Here is a 21,256-nt window from a genome sequence, read left to right as displayed (position 1 = left end):
ACCTTTTTTATTGCCCGTCATTTAGTGGGAATTACACATTTATCAGTGAGTTTCTTGAAACTGAGTATATCGCTAACTATATTTAATTTGATGATATTTTCATCACTTGCGTGTACTTACAGATAAGGGAGTATTTAATGAATAAGTTAATCGTCATATTGGTAGCTTGTCTTTTATATGGCTGTGCGTCAGCCCCAACATGGAAAGGGATGTCAGAGAGAGATATCGCTGAGTGGAAGGCTATTGGTTTCGATGCAGCTCAAGCACAAACTTGGAGTAAGAAAGGTTTTAACGCTGAGCAGTCTCAGCAGTGGAGTAAAGCTAGCTTTGATGTTGAGTCGGCTATGGATTGGTCTAAAGAGAAGTTTAACCCTGAAGAAGCGGCAACATGGAAACAAGCAGGTTTTAAATTAGATGATGCCATTGATGATCGTGCTAAAGGCCTTACGCCAGTTAAAATGGATAAATAGGTGTATTTTTCAGCATTAGGACCCAAATTGATGCTCAAATAGCCAAATGAACAAATTTATTCAATTTCTACTTTACAGCAGCGAGGGAGATAGCTATTATCTCGCTCGTTCGGAGAGATGGCAGAGTGGTCGAATGCACCGGTCTTGAAAACCGGCATGGGTTTGTAGCCCATCTAGGGTTCAAATCCCTATCTCTCCGCCATATTTATCGAAAGAGCCCGTTATTGAAAAATAGCGGGCTTTTTTGTGTCTGAATTTTGGAACATTGCAAATTGGTTTGTAGCGCAATCCATTTAGGGTTCAAATCCCTATCTCTCCGCCATATTAAGAAAAGCCCGCTAATTTATTAGCGGGCTTTTTGCTATCTAGAATTTAATATATAAAACAATATAGGTTTGTAGCGCATCAATGTAGGGTTCAAACCTCTATCTCTTCGCCATATTTAAAGAAGCCCGTTACTGCAAAGTAACGGGCTTTTTGCTATCTAGGAATTAATAAATAAAACAACTTAGTTTTGAAGCGCATTAATGTAGGGTTCCTCTTTCAAAAATACGCTATCTCTTCGACATATTTAGAAAGTCAGCTAACTTATTAGCGGGTTTTTGCTTTGTGGAATAGAGCTTCCAAGCTTCGTTGATGGGAAAGTTTGTTTACTATTTTGACAAAAATAAAGTCAACACTTTAAAAGTTAATGTCAGGGTTATTGTTCAAAATAATACACATGTGCATTTTTACGGCTGGTATATTGATGTTTTTTTGAGTAATGTAATTAAATTCAATTATTTAGTGTTACATATTTTCACAGGCCTGAAGTGATAAATGCACATGGCACTATACAGCTGTTGAACTAAGCCGCTGCGCGGAGCCAAATGAGGACTTAATCGAGTATATTATCCTCATTGAATTAACTAGAATTAAAAAGATGTGATGGAACACAACAATGATAAGGAAATTTCAATGAAAAAAGTACATACCAAGCCATACAATCAATTCAAAACAGCTCTACAGCCCAGAGCCAGTATCAAAAAAAGCAAATTTCTTTAGCATAAAGCATACCAAATTAACCTAGACTGGCATCGGCCAAGTCCAACAAGCGATTTATGCCCTGCAAACAGCGCAACGCATAAATACTAAAACGTTAGGTGCAAGGTCGATATGAAATATTCTCCGATAAATATTAAAAATAAACTTTCGAAATTTGATGAGTTATGGTCTCCAAGAGTCATTGCTGAAATGAATGATTATCAATTTAAATTAGCTAAAGGTGAGGGCGAGTTTGTATGGCATTCGCACGACGATACCGACGAAGTTTTTATTGTTATTGATGGCACTTTAGAAATTGAATTTAGAGATGGTAAAGTTCTTCTTACAAACGGTGAAATGTTCGTAATACCAAAAGGTGTTGAGCATAAACCATTTGCTAAAGGACTTTGTCAGGTTTTACTTGTTGAGCCCCAAGGTGTCACAAACACTGGAGAGGCAGGTGGCGAGTTAACTGCTGATAACGACATCTGGATTTAATTAAAGCTAACAAGTTGTTTAAATTGCAAAGGAAAGTCATGCGTATAATCCTAGGTTTTATTTTAGTTTTTCTAACCCAATCAGTGTCAGCAATAGTAGTACGACATGATGTTAATGGTGAAAAGTACCTTGCTTCTCCTGATGACTTTGAACCATTAGCGACATTTTATGTTGATGGCGCTCATGGGACATTGATTAAACCTAAATGGATTGTAACCGCCGCGCATGCAACATTTTGTGTAAACTCTGATAGTTATATCGCTTTAAACAATGGTCTACATAAAGTTGAACGGATATTCGTGCACAAGCATTACAAGCCAGGTAAAAGTCACGATATCGCATTAGTAAAATTAGTTAACCCCGTTAAAGAAATTGAACCTGCAACTATTTACGAATATTCAGATGAGGTTGGAAAGTCAACTTGGTTTATAGGTGTTGGTGGAACAGGCAACGGATTAACAGGGCAAACAATAGATAATTACGAAAATGCTGGGGTTCTAAGAAAAGCTGAAAATAAAGTCATCTTTACTAATGGACCACTTTTAAAGTTTAAATTTGATCGTGACAATTCAGCTTTACCTTTGGAAGGAGTGTCTGGTGGAGGTGATAGCGGCGGGCCAGCTTATATCAAAACTTCCAATACAAATTATTTGTTGGGCATTAGCTCAAGAGTTGAAGGTGGAGGAATAGGCAAGTACGGAGTTACAGAAGTATATTCTAGAGTCTCTTTCTTTAAGTCTTGGATTGAAGGTATTATGAACGAAGATGAAGTTACTCAACTTCAATTGGCTTTGCCTAAACTAAATGAACTTCCAACTGGTCTCACTGAGGAAATTTTACCGGAAATATGTGCAGACATTGGATTAACGCCAAATGCTCTTTAACAAGCTGCTAAATTTAGATTCATCAAGGCTGTCATGCCATCTGCTGAGCAAATAGCCTGCCAGCACATGGTTCACTTATTAACTGGGCGTAAGCTGCATACAACCTGAGACATCAGATGAAAAAACGACTTCTCTTACTTACATTAATTCCTTGCATCTCTTTTGCTGGGTCTTTTGCACAAATGCTTACGGGCTTTGAAAGTAACTCCGAAGAAAAGGTAGATGCTGTAAAACCGAACTTTATAGTTCAATCGATCAGACGGGGAACTGATGATGGAAACTTTGCATCTACTTCTGATGCAGGCCTTGTAACTCTCCAGTTAACTAGCCTGCCTGAAAACCCACAAGGTTATACCTTCGAAATCGTAGAGGGTAAGTTTGAAGATCAATTGTTTACTGGAGAACCTGTTACTCCAGCTAAAAATGTAAGAGATAAACGTGAATTCACATTTATCTGGCTAGACGGCAGTAGCCAAGAGCAAGAGCCATTTAATGTTAAAGTAAAAATCACGGGTATTTCAGATTCCGGTTCCGAAAGCGAACCGCAGTATCTAGTTCTATCCCACCCAGGTGTTAAAAAATCTTGGTGGAAAATCTGGTAGCAGCTATAAAAAATTATAAGGCCACCCATTCTTAATGCTGTCAGGCTCACGCTATTTTCTTCAGCGTCCTCAATTCAAATGGAGTCTTTTAAATGTAAGATCTACTAGCTTTGGCTCTTTAAACTATCACCAATGCAGTCAAATCGAAGAGACAATAAACCCAGTGTAGATACGTTCAAGACCTTCGAAAACATGGATGTTTTCGCAGAGCCCACTGGGATTTGTTTACGGCGTGTCTTGGATGTATCTGCACAAAAGGTCACTCTTTCACATCCATGTGATCGCGACATTCAGTTCATCCTGAACATTCCTGCGGCAGGCAGTGGATTAGATTGAAGTAATGGTCTGCTGTAACTGAGCGAATATAAATGAAGTATAGAATTGGTGGCCTTAAACATTTTTGTCCCGTTGAGAGTTACACCCGATAAGCAGTACAGATAAGTAAGATACTTTTGCTAATCAATAAGTGACTGCTGCTGATTGCTTCTGATAAGGCAGCAATTTCAATGCTCATTTTGCAAATGTTTGTGCTCGTTTATCCAATACCACTCTGGTAGAGTGCTTATAAATCAATAGCTTTACTTTAGTAAGGCTTAAATAATCGGTTTATTAAATGTGCATGCGCATTTTGCCAAATAAACGCGCATGCGCACTATACAAATGTTATAACGTACGGAGAGTATTGTGATAAACAAAGGAAGTTGCTTGTGTAATCAAGTTCAATATGAAATCGATGGTGAATTCGAAGATGTTCTGAATTGTCATTGTAGTATGTGTCGTAAATTACATGCTTCGGCGTTTAGAACAAGAGCAAAAATCACATCTGAAAGCTGGAAAACGATTCAAGGTGAAGAGCTTATAAAATTCTACGAATCATCTCCTGGTGAGCATAAAGGTTTTTGTTCTAATTGTGGTTCAAGCCTATTTACTAAATTTGATGAGTACCCTGATATTTTAGGTTTCCCATTTGGCACCTTAGACACCGATCCTAAAGTAAAACCAACTCGTCATATTTATGTTGGTAGCAAAGCCGCTTGGCATGACATAGCTGATAACTTACCTCAACAACAAGAGTATGAGTAAAGTCCGTTATAACAAGCCGTCAAAGCAGGACAAATATGCTCCTGCGTCGCTTATTTTAGCCAACATATTATTTGCCTCTTAACGAGGCGTTAGCTTCACAAGGATGTGTCGATGCACCAAATTAGAAAAATAGCATTTTTATTAATAATAACCCCGTTTTTTTGTTCTGCTGGTGATCTTGTTAAAAGTGCTATTCAGCACGATGAACAGTTAAATATAGCGTATATGAATACGGTTAAATTTCTAAATAAAAATCAGATTCAGAAACTTAAAAAAGCTCAACTTCTATGGATTAGATACAGGGATGCTGTTTGTGAATTTGAAAGTGATTTACCTAAAAAAGGACATTGGATTAAAAGTAATATTGCTGATTCCAACTCCTTAGAGTGTATATCAAGATTAAGTGCTGAGAGAACTAAGGAATTAGAGCTGTACTCTAAATTAATTGGAAGTTCTAAAAAAGATGCTAGAAATGATCAAATAATTATCAGTAAAAGTATATTAAATGATAAGAATGCAATGCATGGCTGGCTGCTCTATGGAATGGCATTAAAAACTTGGCCAATAGAGCTTGAGGAAAGTGGACAACCTAACCTGTATAAAAGAGAGCTCTTTGCACGGTCAAAAACAGCACAAATCTGGCAAGAATTAAAAGCTAATAAAGCTGTTACACCAGATAAATATTTAGATGAGTTAGTTATTATATATGAAGCAGGCTTTATGGAAGAGTATGTTTGGGCATATATTCGTAAAAGCGGTCGAACACAAAATAGCTTGAAGTTAGATAAGTTTAGACAATGGATTTTTGTTAACTTACCTAACCATAAAGCAATAATAAATACAGGAATAACAGTTCCTGCCCCCTAATAGTTATTCGCTCAATGGAAGCTAACACGAAAATAAACAAGGACACGTAACTGTTGGCTATGTTTCGCTTTGCTCACAATTATAGCAAACCAATTTATGCCGCTGTTTGGGACGTTATATACAGGGAGAAGCATGAGTAATCTGCATCGAAGCGAATTTTTGAACGAGGTTAAAAAATTCTTTCCTGAAGTTACAGATAAATTCAACCAGCAAGATGGTTTACTTTCTTTTGAGGTAGATGTCTTTGTTCAATTTACGCAGAACCAGATTGACTCAAGCTCACTGGAACAGACGAAATTAGCACTTATCCTTTTAGATAAGTATTACCAAAATGGTAATAAAGCACTACATGAGTTAATAAGAAATGCGGTTTGCGAAGACTTAAATTTTTCAGATACCAATAACACTAAACGAGCATGGGCATATAGTTTTCTTTCTGCACAATTAAAAACAGAGAGGAATTCTTGGCTAAAGTTTATGGGGTATAGTGGTGTTTAAGTGCATATTATGCCAAAGAGAACCTAATTAGATGCCTGAAGCAGATTTGTCGAGAATCAAGACATTTGTAACATCAAAAGACCTCAGTGAGTGGCTCGCTGAGCATCATGCAACTGAAAGTGAATTATGGGTAAAAATATTCAAGAAAAATTCTGGAACCCAGAGTGTTACTTGGAATGATGTAGTGATAGAGGTTTTATGCTATGGCTGGATTGATGGCATAAAAAAGTCAATTGATGAGCAAGCTTATCTGCAGCGCATAACTCCTAGGACGATACGAAGCAACTGGTCTAAAAGGAATACAGAACATGTTGGCCGTTTAATAAGCGAAAACCGAATGAAAGAAGCTGGGCTTGTGCATGTTCATGCAGCGAAAGCGGATGGTCGTTGGGAGAATGCCTATACAGTGAGTAAAATGGAAGTCCCAGCAGATTTCTTAACTGCTGTGGAAAATCAGCCTAAGGCAAAATTGTTTTTTGAAACACTCAATAAGTCGAGTCGCTATGTTATCGCTTACGGCTTAACAAGTGCGAAGAAACCAGAGACTAGACAAAGGCGATTTAAAAAATTCATGGACATGCTTGTCAAAGAAGAAAAGCCGACTTAACTCCGTATAAGCCTAAAAGCATGGAAAGGTCGTTTAACTAAGCTGAAACAGTGGCTTAAGGTGTGATTTGCTCCACATGTTAACCCGCTGTTTTAGTTGGCTTATTACGGCATTAGGAGATTTTAATGATTTCATATCAACCAACAGCCGATCTTTGTGCATCGGCAGATATTACATTTAAAAACATGCGTTCATACTATGAACACCATTCTGTAAATTGGGAACAGTCTACGATACATGAGCAAATTGTTGACCTAGAAAACTGGGACATTCTTTTCAACGGATCGGTGGTGGGTGCAATTCGTTTAGCCTTTGATAGTGATGGCTGTTATATCCGAGATCTACAGGTTAGTGAAACATTTCAAAATAAAGGTATTGGTGCAGCTGCCCTGGCAGAGTGTGAACGGTTAGCAATCAAAGCTGGTGTAAATCAACTTAGGTTACGAGTTCTTAAAATTAGTCCTGCATATCATCTATACATTAGGAATAACTTTGAGGTAGATAAAGAAGAAGATAGGTTCTTTTACATGTCGAGACAAATCTCCTAGTAAATAAGGACTGGCCGCGCGGATTTGTGTGCTTATCCCAAGTGTTGAACGGGGTTAATTGACTATTACAAACCCTCTATACTCCTTCTGACTTTTCTCTTTACTCCCTTTATATTGAACAGTTGTCATCTTTTGGCTCGGGGATATTTAATTTCAAATTTCCCCGCTTTATAAGCCATGTATAAACGGTATTGACCACTACAAACATTGATTTTATCACTTAGCTTTGGCAACGTAAGAGGCTTATCCGTCTGCGGTCTTTGAGGTTAATTGTTTTTTTGATCGCTGCCGTTGAGTTTCTCTTATATAAATGAGTGAAAGCATGCCCAAATCAAGGTTAGTGTTAGCAAGTGCTGAAGATGCGTTACAGTTAAAGAATTTAGCTGTAGATGCTTTTCAAGCCGATTTTGAACAATATGGCAGTTTCCCTCCGCATATTGAGTCAACAGCGTGGCATTTACAAAGTGTGGAAGCGGGGCATTACTACCTGATTAAATATGGTGATGAAGTTGCTGGTGGCATTCTTGCTGTGATTAAAAACCATCAAGAAATTGAAATAAAATACTTCTTTATTACGCCAGATTTTCAAGATAAGCGCATTGGTTCTCAAGTGGTTAAACAACTTGAGAGTCACTACCCAAGAGTGACTTGTTGGTCACTGGTTACTCCATTTAAAGCATTTCGAAATCACCATTTCTATGAAAAACTCGGCTATGTCAAAGTGGGTGAAGTGCAGCCTGATATTAATGAGCCTTTTTGGTTGTTTGAATATCAGAAGACTATGTAATTGGAGTTTGGCGGTAAATCAAAAATGAATATGACCTGATGAGTTGCGATTTGAACTTTAATTCAGTAGGTTACATGTTTAATTAGTGATTGCTTATGTGTTAAGTGTATTTACCAATGTATTAAGTCGCTAGTTGAGTCACTAGTGCAATCATTTGTGAATAACGTAAAAGGAAGTGTTATGAAAACAAGGATTTCAACCCGAGTCTTATTAGGCTTTTTATCAGTATTAATATTGATGCCATTGTCTACTATTGCAGATGAAGTGAAGCAAAGAACTGATTTTGATTACGCTGCATTTACCCAAGTTTACTTTGAGGCTTGGAAGGGGACACAACAGCCAAATGCTACCGCGCAAGACTTAGAAAACTACTTATCGCTATTAACCGATGATATTGGTTATCAACATTTACCGTGGAGTGATGATGATAGCCGTCAGCCAGATGGCAAAGCTGCACTTCGCAAAGGAATGACCTATTACCTTGCGTCACACGATGAGTATTCCGCCACACTGACTAACTCAGCTTTTGGTCACAATGTCATTATGATTGAGTTTGATACCGTTTCTAAAGGAACACATCCAGATAATGGCAAAGTAATTCTGCACGATAATTCATCGTTCGAAGTGCTTGAAATTGAAAACGGAAAAGTGTCTGTGATTAGACATTACAGCCAATAATAAATCATAGAGGTTGTTGGTTATCTGATTAAAGTTTGTTGGTTACCTGATTAAAGGTATTGTATGAATTTAAGGGGAATGCAATGACATCGGGCATTACAGAATTATCACAACTTCTGGCAGACATGTCGCCAGAGTTACAAGCTGGCGAGTTTGTGTTTTGCAGTGTGAATGGACAACTTGCAGATTATGCACATTTAGAACCGCTTTGCTGTTTTAAAGAACAAGAAGGCTTAACGTTAGTATTAACCGTAGAAGCTGCTATTCAGGGTTATCTGGCATTTGACGTTCGGTTTAAACAAATTACGTTAAGCGTACATTCGAGCCTTGAGGCCGTGGGCTTAACAGCAGCAATTTCTCACAAGTTAACGGATTATGGCATTAGCGCTAATGTCATCGCGGCTTACTATCATGACCATATATTTGTACCAGCTGATAAAGCGTCATTGGCCATGCAAGCATTAAAGGAGTTTGCTGCTTAATTTTGCTGCTTAATAAAGAGTATCCCTGATTTGTCATCACCTTTCTTAACATAGCTATTGATTCATTTCGCAACTATCGAAACATATTAGCTCAATTGACAATGAATATAACTGGCTAATTTTATGGTTATATTTGAGTTCTACATCGAAATAATTCTATACTGCATTAACAGTAACAACTCACCAATTTGTTGTTAACATTTTGATGAGCTAGTCACGTTATTTAGCTGCGTTCAATGCATGGATTCAAGGGAAGGTTATGACTGATAAGAATAAAGAAGTTTCTTCAACTGAGGTGGCTGTTAAGGCAGAAGAAGCTCAGCCTCAAGTCGACAATGCTCCCGAGGCCGATACGCCTGCTGAAAAAGCCAAAAATCAAAAGATTAGAAAAGTGACTAACATGATCCTTCTTGTGGTTGCTTTTTTGTTTGTGTTTCATCTTTTTGCAGACCGTTATATTCCTTCAACCGATTTAGGGCGTATGCGTGGCTATGTGGTACCGATTACGCCGCAAGTTTCCGGTGAAGTGATTGAAATTCTGACAACGCCAAATACCCTCATTTTAGAAGGACAAGTTCTCGCACGGATTAACCCAAGGGATTACGAAATTGCACTTTATACCGCTGAGCAAAATGTGACTCAAGCGGGGCAAAATATGGGGGCGTTAACGGCTAATGTGACAGCCGCAAAAGCCAAGGTTGCTAATGCTGAGGCCAACCTAACAAATGCGAAAGTTCAGTCCAAACGTATTTTTACCATGGTTGAACAAAATGTCATGTCAAAAGCGGATGCCGATAATGCCCGAGCTGAATTAGCTAGCGCAGAGGCAGGCGTTGCTGCCGCAAATGCTGACCTTGCTAAAGCAGAAGAACGTTTAGGTTCAGAAGGTGAAAATAATACCGCAGTCAAATCAGCGTTACTGGCACTTGAGCAAGCAGAACTTAACCTTGCACGAACACAAATCAAAGCGCCAACCAATGGCGTGGCTTCTAATTTTCGTTTAAAAGAAGGGTTTTATGCCAGTGCTGGTCAACCTGTGATGACCTTTATATCTTCAGAAGATGTGTGGATTGAAGCCAACTTCAGAGAAAACAGTCTAGGTAACATGAAAACAGGCGACAAAGTTGAGTTTGCACTCGACTATGCACCAGGAAAAATATTTAGCGGTAAAGTGGCATATATTGACTATGGTGTTGATTGGGGCCAGAACGAACAAACAGGTAAACTTGCACAAACTACAGGGCAAACAGGCTGGTTAAGACAATCACAACGTTTTCCTGTGACCATTGTATTTGATGAAGATGAAGCCAAAGGGCTACGTCGTGTTGGTGGTCAAGTTGATGTAATGGTATATACCCAAGAAAGCTCAATGATGAATTTATTTGGCAAATTTTGGATCCGTCTAGTCAGTTGGTTCTCTTATGTCAGATAGTACAGCAGCTACAATTGATCCTGTCCTAGAAGAAGCGATTTTTACACGTCGAGTGCTTCGCTTCACTCTGGGTATCGGTTTAGCTGTGACTATTTCAGCGATATTTGCTTGGCAACTGGCTTTTATTGTTCCCGTGCTTGTGGCTAAGTTTTTAGTGGATAGAACCGAGCCTACGGTACAAACAGTCTATGAATTATTAATATCAATGGTGGTCACGATTGCCATTGCTTGGTTGGTCAGTTTTGGGCCGGTGCAGTATCCATTAGTCTTGCTACCTTTATTAGCGTTATTGATGCTGTGGGCTTATTACTTATTTTCTGATCCTAAGTGGAATTTCTTTGCCACTATTTTGATTGTTTCAACTTTGGTTTTACCTTACTTAGGTATATTGCACCCAGGTGCAGCGATTGTTGTTGGAGTCGGCTTGAGTTTTTCTGGTGTAGTGTCGGTATTGATTTTTACTCTGCTGCATATTTTATTACCTGATTTATCTCCCAATCGTGAAACGCATATTGCCGCAGGTTTGACCAATGACCAACGCCTTTATGAGTCTGTTAGGGCGTTAATCATCGCATTTCCAGTTATCACCTTTTTCTATTTTTTTGAAATCACAGGTGCACTGTTAACGATGATTTTTATTGCGATTTTATCGTTGCAATCAGCTGGAAGTAAAAGTGTAAAAGTCAGCCTATTTTTATTGATAACTAATGGCATTGGCGGTGCATTGGCAGTGGTGTTTTATAACTTGCTTGTTATCGTGCCTGAGTTAGTTTTTTATGTTGGCTTAGCGATGATATGCGCACTTTTTTTCAGTCAAAAAATATATTCCGACCCCGCTAAAGCGCCTATCTTTGCCGGTATATTTTCTGCGTTGCTTGTGGTCGTTGGTTCGACTGCATCCTCCACCGATGCGGATGTTGCGACAAACTTTTATATTCGTATAGCGCAATTGTTTATGGTGGGAGTTTATATGGTTGTTGCATCTTTCTTTTTAGAAACTCGTAATTGGAAGTTTTTGACTAAAAGAAGCGCTGTATAAGTAAATAAATATGGAATTAAGGAAGCTTAACCTTGTTGTAAACGCAGCTAAGTGAGAGGTCATAAAAGTGCAGTCAAAACGTCATGCTAAAAAGCTTACCTCTTCAACAGGCGTTATGAGCTCAAACAAAGTTGAGACTTCAATCGCTGCTGTCGATGCGGGATTAGAAGGCGCTTTTATTCCGCTATTAAGAGCTGAGTATATTGCGCCCTTTGTCGCTAGACTTAAAGACTTTGATAACAATGTCTATCCACTCATTGAGCAAGCTGGTTTACCTGCTAGTTTATTAACTTCTAATCATGATTATGTTTCTGAACAAGCTGTACTCAATTTACTTAAATTAATCTCTGCTAAACTTGGCAGTAAGCGCTTTTCTGAGTGGTTATTTCAAGTCGCTCGCACTATTTTTGTTCCTCAGCACTTAGCTAAGATCACGCTGAATGGCACTGTTAAACAAGCTATTGTCGATTTTACCCATGTGGTTAATTTAGAGTCAAAGCAAACCAATGTTCATCTTAAAACAGGCTTGGGTAAAGTCTGGTTTGTTAGGCATCGCTTAAAAAATGATCCTATTGAAAGTAGTGTGGCTGAGCAATTTGCGCTTACCATGATGGTGGAGCTTGTACGTTCACTCACTCAGGCTCAATGGCAACCTGCTGATATTGCTTTGCAGTCAGCAACTGAAGTCGATTACCTCAACGTCCTTAAACTTAATCAGCCACTGGTGTTTTATGGTAGGCAAGTTACCGCATTGAGCATTTCTGACTCGGTACTTGCTGGAAAAGTGAAACTGAAAAATGGCTGGCAACAGGTGATGAGCCCGGTTGTTGAAGGCCCTAAAGGTTTTGTTGAAAGCCTGCAATTTGCTTTATTGCCTTATTTGTCTTTGGGGCGCATTCCCGTTACAACGGCTGCCGATTTACTTGGGCTCAGTGTCCGCACACTTCAAAGAAGATTAAGCGAAGAAGGAATGAGTTACAGGCAAATGGTAGATGGGATCTGTTTTAAACAGGCAAAAGAAATGCTGTCTGATGGTGCCATTTCAGTGACTCAAATCTCTGCGACATTAGGTTATTCTGATGTTGCTCACTTCTCAAGGGCATTTAAGCGAATGTCTGGGCACTCTCCTAGAGTGTTTCGTCAAAACATCTCAATAGATCAATAGCGATCTAAGGCGCCTTATTTAAACGCTTTAATTAAGTGGATTAACTCATCGTTTTATATCGTAAAAATACACATATGCAGATTTTAATGTTCTTTTATTAAACTACTGATGGATAATGAAATGTTTTTGTGTTGTTGCGGATGTTTTATTGCCTCAGTTGCGCTATATTTTTAATCAGAATTGTTTCGAAATTACTTTTGTTTAAATAGCTTAGCAACGCAGTGCTGACATCTTGAGTTGTTAAATTTACTTTTAAATGGAATGACACTAAACCAGGGATAGACATATATGAGTGATAAACCAATTTCGACCTCTGCAGAGTTTACTCATGCAGCTGTAGATGCCGCGATAAAAATTGTACTAATTTTTATCATGGTGGTGTGGTGTTTTAAAATTGTTCAGCCTTTTATTATGCCTATTCTGTGGGGCGGCATTATTGCGATTGCCTTATATCCAGTCGTTAAGCTTATTAGCCGCAAGCTTAAACTGACAGTGGCTAAGTCTAGTTTATTAATCACGCTGCTATGTTTAGCTTCTTTAATTGCACCCACAGTACTGTTTTCTGGCGCAATTGTGTCAAGTACACAAGATTTTGTCGCTGAAGTGCATGATGGCACTTTGGAGATCCCAGCGCCAAAAGAGTCTGTCGCAGACTTACCGTTAATCGGTGACAAGTTATATAACTTTTGGTCTTCTGCCAATTCAGATATTGAGATGCTGGTAAAAACCTATGCTGACGAGATAAAAGCTTTTTCAACCAAGGCCGCGGGTGCTTTTGGTAGCTTTGGCATGACTGTATTACAGTTTTTAATATCCATTATTATTGCTGGCGTGTTTATGGGCAAAGCTGAAGGCTCAAATCAAATGTTCCACAAAGTGTCAGTGCGCCTTGCTGGAAAACACGGCGAAGAGTTTTCAGCTCTTGCTGTTGCGACAGTCAGAAGTGTGGTGCAAGGGGTCATTGGTGTTGCCTTTATTCAATCTATTCTCGCGGGAGTGGGCTTAGGGCTAGCAGGTGTCCCTGGTACTGGGATTTGGATGCTTATGGTACTTATTTTAGCCATTATTCAATTGCCGCCAATTTTAATTTTAGGTCCTATCATTGCTTATGTATTCAGTGTTGAGTCTTCAACAACGGCAATTCTGTTTATGATTTGGAGTATTCTTGTGAGCGCAAGTGATGCCTTCTTGAAACCTATGCTCATGGGACGTGGTGTTGATATTCCGATGTTAGTCATCTTATTAGGTGCTATTGGCGGAATGATTTTGTCAGGGATTGTTGGCTTGTTTGTTGGTGCTGTTATACTGGCATTGAGTTACAAGTTATTTACTGCATGGTTAGTGGTCGAAACTGCAGAAGTGGATACTGAAGCATTACTTCCTGAAATTGAAAAAAACGAAGGATAATAGTTGATGGGTACCCCTATGTCGCAAGAAGACAACTTTAGTTATTTACTGGGGTCTTTAGTTTTAGTGTTATTAAGTGCGGCACTCGTCGAGCAGTTTTTTGATTCGGGGCAAATGATCGTTGTTGCTACAACGGTAATGAGTTTATCCATTTCAGTTATTGGCTTAGGCGCCAACAAAAAATGGATACGCTCAACTTTTGGCTTAATGATAACAACCTTATTATTTGCCAGCATTGGTTCAGTTTTTGAATTATTAAACCTCGATATTCTTGGTTTACTCACCATATTATCTTTCTTAATTGCAGCAACTTGGCGCGCGGCCAAACAAGTTATTTTTAGCGGCAAAATTTCATCAAACCAAATTATTGGCTCTATCTGTATATTTTTACTTTTAGGGCTTATTTGGGCATTTATTTACCTACTGATTATTGAAATATTTGGTGTCGCCTTTAATGGCGTAGAAGTGAAAAAGTGGACTGATAATTTATCTTTGGTGATTTATTACAGCTATATCACGCTTTCTACCGTGGGGTATGGAGAGATAACCCCTGCAATACCAATAGCCCGTTTTTTTGCATTCTTTGAAGCCATATTTGGCCAGTTCTATATGGCGATTATTGTTGCAAGTTTAGTGGGTGCCAAAATGTCTCAGAATGAAAAAGAATAATAAGTGACTCAAACTTTACCTTTCGTTGAGTAAAGTGATTGAATCTGCTTAGAAGAGGTCACATGGAGTTATCAAAGAAAAATGTGTTAATTGTTGATGATATGGATGCCATCCGAAAAATCAGCTCCGATCAGCTCAAACGTTTTGGTATTGGTCATGTTTATCAAGCAGAGAATGGTGCCAAGGCACTAAAAATACTGCAAAACTATCATATCGATCTGATAATTTCTGATTGGAATATGCCGGTGATGACAGGTATCGAATTGCTCTGTGAAGTAAGGCAGACTCCTAAGTGGCAACACCTGCCTTTTTTAATGATAACGGCCGAAGCTGCAAGAGAAAGGGTTAGCGCCGCCATTAGTAAAGGGGTTACTGATCTTGTGATTAAACCTTTTACTACTGCTACCTTGCAGCAAAGAGTGTTGCAATGCTTACAAGGTCAAATCAGTAATAAAGTTTCTTCAATTACTGCAAAAGAGTTAGTTGCTAATCCGCTAGACAGCTTACAACAAGATGAGCATCCACAAGACATCTCACCGACAAATAAAATCAAAAAGTCTTCAGTGTTGGTGGTGGACGATACCACTGAAAACCTCACTTTAATTGGCGGCCTACTAAAAGATGACTATCAAGTTAAACTGGCAAAAAATGGTCAAAAAGCCATTGAGATTGCTCAATCTGATAATCCGCCTGATTTAATTTTACTAGATATTATGATGCCAGAGATGGACGGATTCGAAGTATTAAAACGGCTTCGTGAGCACCCTCAATCCACCCATACTCCTGTTATCTTTGTAACAGCACTGACAGAAGATAAGTATCAAGTGCAAGGACTTGATGGTGGCGCTGTAGATTTTATTAGTAAGCCGATACAACCAGAGTTATTAAGATTGAGGGTTAGAAACCTCATGGCTTATGTGCAGATGCATAAGAATCTGCAATCCGACTTTGACAATATGGTGGCCACCGAAAAGTTGAAACAAGAGGTTCAACAGGTGTTACAGCATGATTTAAAAGGTCCAATAGCTGGATTGATGGCACTGATAGAGCAAATCAAACATGACCCCTATATTTCTAAAAGCAACCATGAAAATGCTGATATTGCTGAAGACATGTCATTTCAATTACTGAATATGATCAATATGTCTAGTGAGCTTTACAAGATTGAAACCGGTCGATTTAACTTGCAGGCAAAGCCATTTTCAATCATCAACTTGCTGCAAAAAATGATTGCAGTGTTGAAGAAAACCTTCCAAGTAAAACATCTACTGATATACCTAGATTGCGAAGAAAATGGTGATGAAGATTATCAAGTGATGGGGGATGAGAGCCTCAGTTATTCGATGTTATTTAACTTGCTTAAAAATGCCTGCGAGGCTGCGCCAAATAAAACTCGAGTATCAATTTCTCTATCTCGCTCAGAAGATGAAGATAACGCTACACCTATGCTGCGAATAAGCATTCAAAACCTTGGTGTTGTTGATAAAGAGATCCGTGACACCTTTTGGCAAAAATATACCTCAGCTGGAAAGGATAATGGCACAGGCATAGGTACTTACTCAGCTAAACTCCTTGCAGAAGCTCAGCGAGGTAAAGTGTCGCTGAGCGTCGATGATGAAAACAATACCACTAATATTTCAGTTTTTTTACCGCATTAACCAAGTTGATTTTATTTTATAGGGTTAAGTCGAATGAGCAGGTTTAGGATTGCAGATGGATATGAATAGCACGTTATTATTTTTGTCACTGGGACTCTTGTTTTACTTGTTCTGGTTATTCGTTCGATTACGTTCTGAAGCGAATGAAGATATTTCTCGTTTTTTTGAAAATGGTCGTAATCGAGTTTATATCGGTTCTATTGTGTTCTGTTTTCTAGCATTGATATCCTCTATTTCTGCGATTGGGCTAAATGTGGCTTATAAACAAGATTTGCAAAGGAGTGGACTTGCATTAAAGTCAGTTGCCTTGACGACAGATGCCGCGTTGTCATCTTGGGTTAAAGGCTGGGAAGACAGAGTCAGAACGGTTGCTACAAATCCTTTGCTGCAATTACGAACAAAGGAACTTATAAAAATTGGTACCGATTCCGAATTATTGTTGGATAGCGAGCACCTCCAATGGTCTCGTGATGCTTATAATCGTTATAGCTTGTCTTTTGGCTCGTTAGGTTTTTTTATCATCACGCTAGAAGGAGACAATATTGCTTCAAGTCGAGATAGCAACCTTGGCGTAACTAATATTGTTAAGCGCGAACATCCTAATTTGTTTGCCGAAGCTGTCAGCGGAAATATCGTAATTACACCGCCAATGCGTTCAGACATTATATTAAAAAACCCGTATGGAGTTGAGCGTGAAGATACACCTACCATGTTTGTACTCAGTCCTATTGCCCAAGATGATGGCTCTATCAGCGCAGTACTAGCTTTAAGAATTGACCCTTATTTAGAGTTTTCTACACTTACTCAGAGCGCTATAGTAGGGGAGACGGGCGAATCTTATTTTGTCGATTCTAAAGGCCGAATGTTATCTCATAGCCGTTTTGAGGAAGACTTAGTTCCCCTTGGCTTGCTTGAACAAGGCCAATTGTCAGTATTAAACTTTCGCGTCACAGACCCCTTAAAAAAATTGACCTTAGCGTCACCAGCAGATGAAAATCATGATGATAAGACACTGACCTATGCCGCTAAGCAGGTAACTCTACAGTTGAATGGCAATAGTAACGAGCGTTATAGAAACTATTTAGGCGTTGATGTCATTGGCGCTTGGAAATGGGATAACCGTTATGGTTTTGGCATTGTCACTGAAATGTCTATTAAAGAAGCAAGCAGTAATTATCAGTACTTTAAAGCGATTATTCTTATCCTGATAAGCGTTATTGCTGTGTCCTGCATCTTAATTACCTTGGCGACTTTATGGCTGAGTCGCCACGTGCTGCTTCGATTACAAGTGAGTAATGAAAGATTAGAAAAAACCATATCCATTCGCACCAAAGATTTGCAAGAGCGTGAGCATCGATTATGGGATTTATACGAGAACTCTGCAGTGGCCTATGCCACTTTAGATATTAACGGTAAATTTACTAAACATAATAAACAATTTGCTGATATTACTGGCTATGACCGAACCGCTTTTACCGATTTAACTTGGCATGATGTGTTAGGGGCCAAAGATGGCGAAGGTCAGCAGATTTTTGATGCTGCAATAAAAGGTATTGATACTTCTGATGCTCGACTAGATTTAATCTCTCAATCAGGAAAAGTATTGGCAGTTTCGTTAACCGTGCGCACAGAGTTTACAGAAGAAGACAAGTTAACCGAAATTCGCTTGTCACTGCTTGATATTAACGACCAAGAAATTGTTAGAGCTGAAATGTTAAAAAATCAGCAACAATATCAAACCTTGGTAGAGAACATACAGGGAGCTGTATTTCGGTGTAATTATGTTGATATAGACACTAATAATTTCACTATAGTCTATTTAAGCCCTAATTTTGAGCATATTACTGGTTATCCTGTAAGTAATTTTATTGGTAAAAGTGCCTCAAGACGGTTTGTTGATTTAGCTATTGGTGGTGACGGGGATAAGTTTTTTCAAGTTGTGCGTAATGCCGTATTAAATCGCGAAAAAGTGCTTGTAGACATGCGCATTCTGAATCGATTCGGTGAGTTGCGATATGTGCAAATTATGGCGCAATTTGAAGCAGGAGAGAATCACGGCGAAGGCCACTTTGATGGCACTATATTTGATGTCACTGAACAAAAGTTAGCCGAAAACTTATTGCTTGATTCGGAAGAAAAACTCGAAGTGGCCGCCAAAAGTGCGCAAATGGGCATGTGGGATTTCTACCCCCATGAGAACCGCGTTGTCGTTAATCGAATGTACAATCAAATGTTAGGTTATGACCGCCTTGATATATGTATCAACGCAGATAAATGGTCTGCTCTTATCAATGGGGCTGAAACATTTGCCAATATGATCCACCCTGACGATAAAGCTGAGCTCCTCAATGAACAGTTGACCGCTTCAACAGGTGAGAATAAAGTTTTACGCCAAGAATTCAGAATGCTGCGAAAAGATGGCGGTTATGATTGGATCCTTAGCATTGGCCAAACATATCAATATTGTGAAGATGGCACCCCGGAACGGATCAGTGGTGTTCATATCAATGTGAACGCGGCGAAAGAGTTAGAACGTGAACTAGCAAAAGCCATCTCAGAAGCTGATAGTGCCAATAAGGCTAAAGGTGACTTTTTAGCCAATATGAGTCATGAAATACGCACTCCAATGAATGCCATTATCGGCATGTCTCATCTTGCCTTAGAAACAGACCTTAATCGTCAGCAACGTAACTATATCGAAAAAACCAATGCTTCCGCGCAATCATTATTAGGGATTATTAATGACATTCTCGACTTTTCAAAAATTGAAGCGGGCAAGTTAGATATTGAAAATATAGACATCAGTATTGATGAACTGCTCAATAATGTCAGTAATCTAATTGGCATAAAGGTGTCCGAAAAAGGGCTTGAACTGCTGTTTGATATTGACGATGCCATACCTGAAAATTTACTCGGTGATTCACTTCGAGTTAGTCAGGTATTGATAAATTTAGCCAATAATGCGGTTAAATTTACCGAAAAAGGCAACATCATCATTTCTGTCAAACTGGATAAACTGACCACAGAGCAAGCGTTCATTACGTTCTCAGTGACGGACTCTGGAATAGGTATGACAGAGGAGCAGCAGTCTCGACTATTTAATGCGTTCTCACAAGCTGACGCCTCAACGACTCGTAAGTACGGTGGTACGGGATTAGGCCTCGCGATTTGTAAAAACCTTGCAGAGTTAATGGGTGGTCAAATTAGCTTAACCAGTGAACCTGGCGTGGGCAGTACCTTTAGTTTCAACTTACCATTTGATTTAAGCCCAATTACGTCTTCGACTATATATCACGAAGATATAACTGATCTTAAAGGCAAAAGTGTATTACTGGTTGATGATAACCAGGTCGCAAGAGAGATCTTATCGAATTTACTCAGTCGTATCGGAATGAAAGTTAACGCGCTGGAACGAGGTCAACAAGCGATAGATATTCTAGCGGAAGGTGACAGTCCTGATGTTGCTATTGTTGACTGGCAAATGCCTGACGTTACTGGTGTTGACGTTGCTCGATTTATTGGCAAGCTCCCTGCTAACCGTAAACCAAAGCTCATTATGATAACTGCATACGGCAAAGAGGACTTACTCTTTAGCGCAGCGGATGTACATTTTGACAGTATTTTAACTAAGCCCCAGACGCAATCGAGTTTGATGAAAGCGCTGTCTTTTGTGATGTCTGAGTCTATCAATCCATTGAGTCATTTACGTGATGAATCGGAACTCTCCAAGGCGTTAGTCAAATTAGCTGGCGCAAACATTTTGATTGCAGAAGATAATGATTTAAATCAAGAGTTGGTTGAAGAGTTACTTAACAGTAAACATATTCAGACAACGATTGCTAATAATGGACAGGAAGCAATAGAGAAGCTTGCCCTTGAACATTTTGATGGCGTTCTTATGGACTGCCAAATGCCAGTTATGGATGGATATACCGCTACATCAGTATTACGTGGCATACCAGAAAATAGCGATTTGCCAATTTTAGCGATGACGGCGAATGCGATGGCGGGAGACCGAGAGAAAGCGTTAAATGCTGGCATGAATGACCATATTCCAAAACCGATTGATGTCGAGGCGATGTTTATTACGATGGCAAAGTGGATAACACCTGCCAAGCCAATAACGCCAGTGGCCACTCCTGCTGACACATCTAATACTACATCTTCGCGAGTTGACAATATCAGCGCTGATGGGCGACGCAGTGAAGCTCAGAACGGGACATTTATCAATACTGTTCATATCAATAAAGCTCTGGGGTTAATGCGCACCCAAGGTAATGAAGGGTTATACCTTAAATTATTGGTTAAATTTGTTAGCGGTCAGTCAGGATTTGTTGGCGCGTTTTCACGTGCAACAGCTGTTAACGATGAGTCATTGGCAGCACGTTTAGTGCATACCCTTAAAGGCGTTGCGGGCAGCATCGGTGCTGAGAAGTTAGCTGAATTAGCTGCGCAACTTGAGCACGGATTAACTGAGAGTGACCTTAACCTATTATCTGAAGTAGGTGCTGAACTAACACACGTTTGCGAAGAGATCACTTTGCTGACGCCAAAAGAACAAATTCAACAAACTCAGCTATTATTAGATAAGCCATTAGCAATCAGGACGTTAGAAGTATTAGTGACTATGTTAGAAAGTTTCGACATGGAGGCCACGGAATACCTCGACACCCATGGCGAATGTTTGAATATAGATCCATTAATACATAACTATAAGCTACTTGAAAAACAATTAAGCGAGTATGAACTGGACACAGCAATGGAAATAGCTAAGCAAATGATTGAGCAATTAAAGGCGCTTAATTAATTCTGATTAAATACGTTACGAAAATATGCGAGTAAGCTCAGCAACGATAAGG

19 protein-coding genes and 1 tRNA gene are annotated in these 21,256 nt (G+C 39.2%); all 20 read left to right on the top strand.

Translation table 11 applies throughout. The features are described from left to right. The first annotated feature begins 137 nt into the window (after positions 1–137). The 20 genes from Q4600_RS18675 to Q4600_RS18580 all read left to right on the top strand — a co-directional run bounded on the left by Q4600_RS18675 (position 138) and on the right by Q4600_RS18580 (position 21,204). On the top strand, positions 138–470 hold the full coding sequence (locus Q4600_RS18675; RefSeq protein WP_102527139.1) for a hypothetical protein: 333 nt from the start codon (positions 138–140) through the stop codon (positions 468–470). A gap of 111 nt (positions 471–581) precedes the next feature. Next, positions 582–672: transfer RNA gene (locus tag Q4600_RS18670), tRNA-Ser, on the top strand. 953 nt (positions 673–1,625) lie between these two features. Then, the gene (locus Q4600_RS18665) at positions 1,626–1,991 is read left to right on the top strand and encodes a cupin domain-containing protein (protein WP_303517492.1); all 366 of its coding nucleotides are present in this window, start codon (positions 1,626–1,628) and stop codon (positions 1,989–1,991) included. 38 nt (positions 1,992–2,029) lie between these two features. Further along, complete coding sequence (locus Q4600_RS18660) at positions 2,030–2,875, top strand: trypsin-like serine protease (RefSeq protein WP_303517491.1); 846 nt, start codon at positions 2,030–2,032, stop codon at positions 2,873–2,875. Positions 2,876–2,991: 116 nt separating this feature from the next. After that, positions 2,992–3,477 carry a hypothetical protein gene (locus Q4600_RS18655; RefSeq protein WP_303517489.1) on the top strand — a complete coding sequence of 162 codons (486 nt, stop codon included), beginning with the start codon at positions 2,992–2,994 and terminating at the stop codon, positions 3,475–3,477. Between the two features lie 705 nt (positions 3,478–4,182). Continuing rightward, positions 4,183–4,560, top strand: a complete 378-nt coding sequence (locus Q4600_RS18650; protein WP_303517486.1) for a GFA family protein — start codon at positions 4,183–4,185, stop codon at positions 4,558–4,560. A 111-nt stretch (positions 4,561–4,671) separates the two neighbouring features. Further along, positions 4,672–5,427, top strand: a complete 756-nt coding sequence (locus Q4600_RS18645) for a lysozyme inhibitor LprI family protein (protein ID WP_303517483.1) — start codon at positions 4,672–4,674, stop codon at positions 5,425–5,427. Between the two features lie 132 nt (positions 5,428–5,559). Next, positions 5,560–5,925, top strand: a complete 366-nt coding sequence (locus Q4600_RS18640) for a hypothetical protein (RefSeq protein ID WP_102527135.1) — start codon at positions 5,560–5,562, stop codon at positions 5,923–5,925. Between the two features lie 31 nt (positions 5,926–5,956). Further along, on the top strand, positions 5,957–6,532 hold the full coding sequence (locus Q4600_RS18635; RefSeq protein WP_303517476.1) for a YdeI family protein: 576 nt from the start codon (positions 5,957–5,959) through the stop codon (positions 6,530–6,532). 125 nt (positions 6,533–6,657) lie between these two features. Then, a complete protein-coding gene (locus tag Q4600_RS18630) occupies positions 6,658–7,080 on the top strand; it encodes an N-acetyltransferase (protein ID WP_303517473.1) in 423 nt (140 codons plus the stop codon). Between the two features lie 322 nt (positions 7,081–7,402). Beyond that, positions 7,403–7,867: a GNAT family N-acetyltransferase gene (locus Q4600_RS18625; protein WP_157936197.1), complete on the top strand. Its 465-nt coding sequence runs from the start codon at positions 7,403–7,405 to the stop codon at positions 7,865–7,867. Between the two features lie 180 nt (positions 7,868–8,047). Beyond that, positions 8,048–8,545, top strand: a complete 498-nt coding sequence (locus Q4600_RS18620; protein ID WP_303517469.1) for a nuclear transport factor 2 family protein — start codon at positions 8,048–8,050, stop codon at positions 8,543–8,545. Between the two features lie 83 nt (positions 8,546–8,628). Next, on the top strand, positions 8,629–9,027 hold the full coding sequence (locus Q4600_RS18615; RefSeq protein WP_248956009.1) for an ACT domain-containing protein: 399 nt from the start codon (positions 8,629–8,631) through the stop codon (positions 9,025–9,027). A gap of 259 nt (positions 9,028–9,286) precedes the next feature. Further along, positions 9,287–10,459 carry an HlyD family secretion protein gene (locus tag Q4600_RS18610; RefSeq protein ID WP_303517463.1) on the top strand — a complete coding sequence of 391 codons (1,173 nt, stop codon included), beginning with the start codon at positions 9,287–9,289 and terminating at the stop codon, positions 10,457–10,459. Beyond that, positions 10,449–11,498 carry a DUF2955 domain-containing protein gene (locus Q4600_RS18605; RefSeq protein WP_102527129.1) on the top strand — a complete coding sequence of 350 codons (1,050 nt, stop codon included), beginning with the start codon at positions 10,449–10,451 and terminating at the stop codon, positions 11,496–11,498. The genes Q4600_RS18610 and Q4600_RS18605 overlap by 11 nt, the downstream gene beginning before the upstream one ends. A 67-nt stretch (positions 11,499–11,565) precedes the next feature. Further along, positions 11,566–12,663 carry an AraC family transcriptional regulator gene (locus tag Q4600_RS18600; protein WP_303517459.1) on the top strand — a complete coding sequence of 366 codons (1,098 nt, stop codon included), beginning with the start codon at positions 11,566–11,568 and terminating at the stop codon, positions 12,661–12,663. A 288-nt stretch (positions 12,664–12,951) separates the two neighbouring features. Beyond that, a complete protein-coding gene (locus Q4600_RS18595) occupies positions 12,952–14,070 on the top strand; it encodes an AI-2E family transporter (protein WP_303517455.1) in 1,119 nt (372 codons plus the stop codon). Positions 14,071–14,076: 6 nt separating this feature from the next. Then, on the top strand, positions 14,077–14,739 hold the full coding sequence (locus Q4600_RS18590; RefSeq protein WP_102527126.1) for a potassium channel family protein: 663 nt from the start codon (positions 14,077–14,079) through the stop codon (positions 14,737–14,739). Between the two features lie 62 nt (positions 14,740–14,801). Further along, positions 14,802–16,397, top strand: coding sequence for a hybrid sensor histidine kinase/response regulator (locus Q4600_RS18585; RefSeq protein ID WP_303517451.1), 1,596 nt, complete (start codon positions 14,802–14,804; stop codon positions 16,395–16,397). A gap of 55 nt (positions 16,398–16,452) precedes the next feature. Then, positions 16,453–21,204, top strand: a complete 4,752-nt coding sequence (locus tag Q4600_RS18580) for a response regulator (RefSeq protein ID WP_303517448.1) — start codon at positions 16,453–16,455, stop codon at positions 21,202–21,204. Positions 21,205–21,256 lie beyond the last annotated feature (52 nt).

This window comes from Shewanella sp. 2_MG-2023 (assembly GCF_030548905.1).
GTDB classification, from domain to species: domain Bacteria; phylum Pseudomonadota; class Gammaproteobacteria; order Enterobacterales; family Shewanellaceae; genus Shewanella; species Shewanella electrodiphila.
The sequence above is the reverse complement of the archived record's forward strand: the minus strand, read 5'-3'. Positions and strand labels throughout refer to the sequence as shown.

Coding starts and splice junctions, on each gene's coding strand:
- Q4600_RS18660 (WP_303517491.1), top strand. CDS start 2,030: ATGCGTATAATCCTAGGTTTTATTTTAGTTTTTCTAACCCAATCAGTG.
- Q4600_RS18595 (WP_303517455.1), top strand. CDS start 12,952: ATGAGTGATAAACCAATTTCGACCTCTGCAGAGTTTACTCATGCAGCT.
- Q4600_RS18635 (WP_303517476.1), top strand. CDS start 5,957: ATGCCTGAAGCAGATTTGTCGAGAATCAAGACATTTGTAACATCAAAA.
- Q4600_RS18615 (WP_248956009.1), top strand. CDS start 8,629: ATGACATCGGGCATTACAGAATTATCACAACTTCTGGCAGACATGTCG.
- Q4600_RS18580 (WP_303517448.1), top strand. CDS start 16,453: ATGGATATGAATAGCACGTTATTATTTTTGTCACTGGGACTCTTGTTT.
- Q4600_RS18645 (WP_303517483.1), top strand. CDS start 4,672: ATGCACCAAATTAGAAAAATAGCATTTTTATTAATAATAACCCCGTTT.
- Q4600_RS18605 (WP_102527129.1), top strand. CDS start 10,449: ATGTCAGATAGTACAGCAGCTACAATTGATCCTGTCCTAGAAGAAGCG.
- Q4600_RS18625 (WP_157936197.1), top strand. CDS start 7,403: ATGCCCAAATCAAGGTTAGTGTTAGCAAGTGCTGAAGATGCGTTACAG.
- Q4600_RS18655 (WP_303517489.1), top strand. CDS start 2,992: ATGAAAAAACGACTTCTCTTACTTACATTAATTCCTTGCATCTCTTTT.
- Q4600_RS18620 (WP_303517469.1), top strand. CDS start 8,048: ATGAAAACAAGGATTTCAACCCGAGTCTTATTAGGCTTTTTATCAGTA.
- Q4600_RS18610 (WP_303517463.1), top strand. CDS start 9,287: ATGACTGATAAGAATAAAGAAGTTTCTTCAACTGAGGTGGCTGTTAAG.
- Q4600_RS18675 (WP_102527139.1), top strand. CDS start 138: ATGAATAAGTTAATCGTCATATTGGTAGCTTGTCTTTTATATGGCTGT.
- Q4600_RS18590 (WP_102527126.1), top strand. CDS start 14,077: ATGGGTACCCCTATGTCGCAAGAAGACAACTTTAGTTATTTACTGGGG.
- Q4600_RS18585 (WP_303517451.1), top strand. CDS start 14,802: ATGGAGTTATCAAAGAAAAATGTGTTAATTGTTGATGATATGGATGCC.
- Q4600_RS18630 (WP_303517473.1), top strand. CDS start 6,658: ATGATTTCATATCAACCAACAGCCGATCTTTGTGCATCGGCAGATATT.
- Q4600_RS18665 (WP_303517492.1), top strand. CDS start 1,626: ATGAAATATTCTCCGATAAATATTAAAAATAAACTTTCGAAATTTGAT.
- Q4600_RS18640 (WP_102527135.1), top strand. CDS start 5,560: ATGAGTAATCTGCATCGAAGCGAATTTTTGAACGAGGTTAAAAAATTC.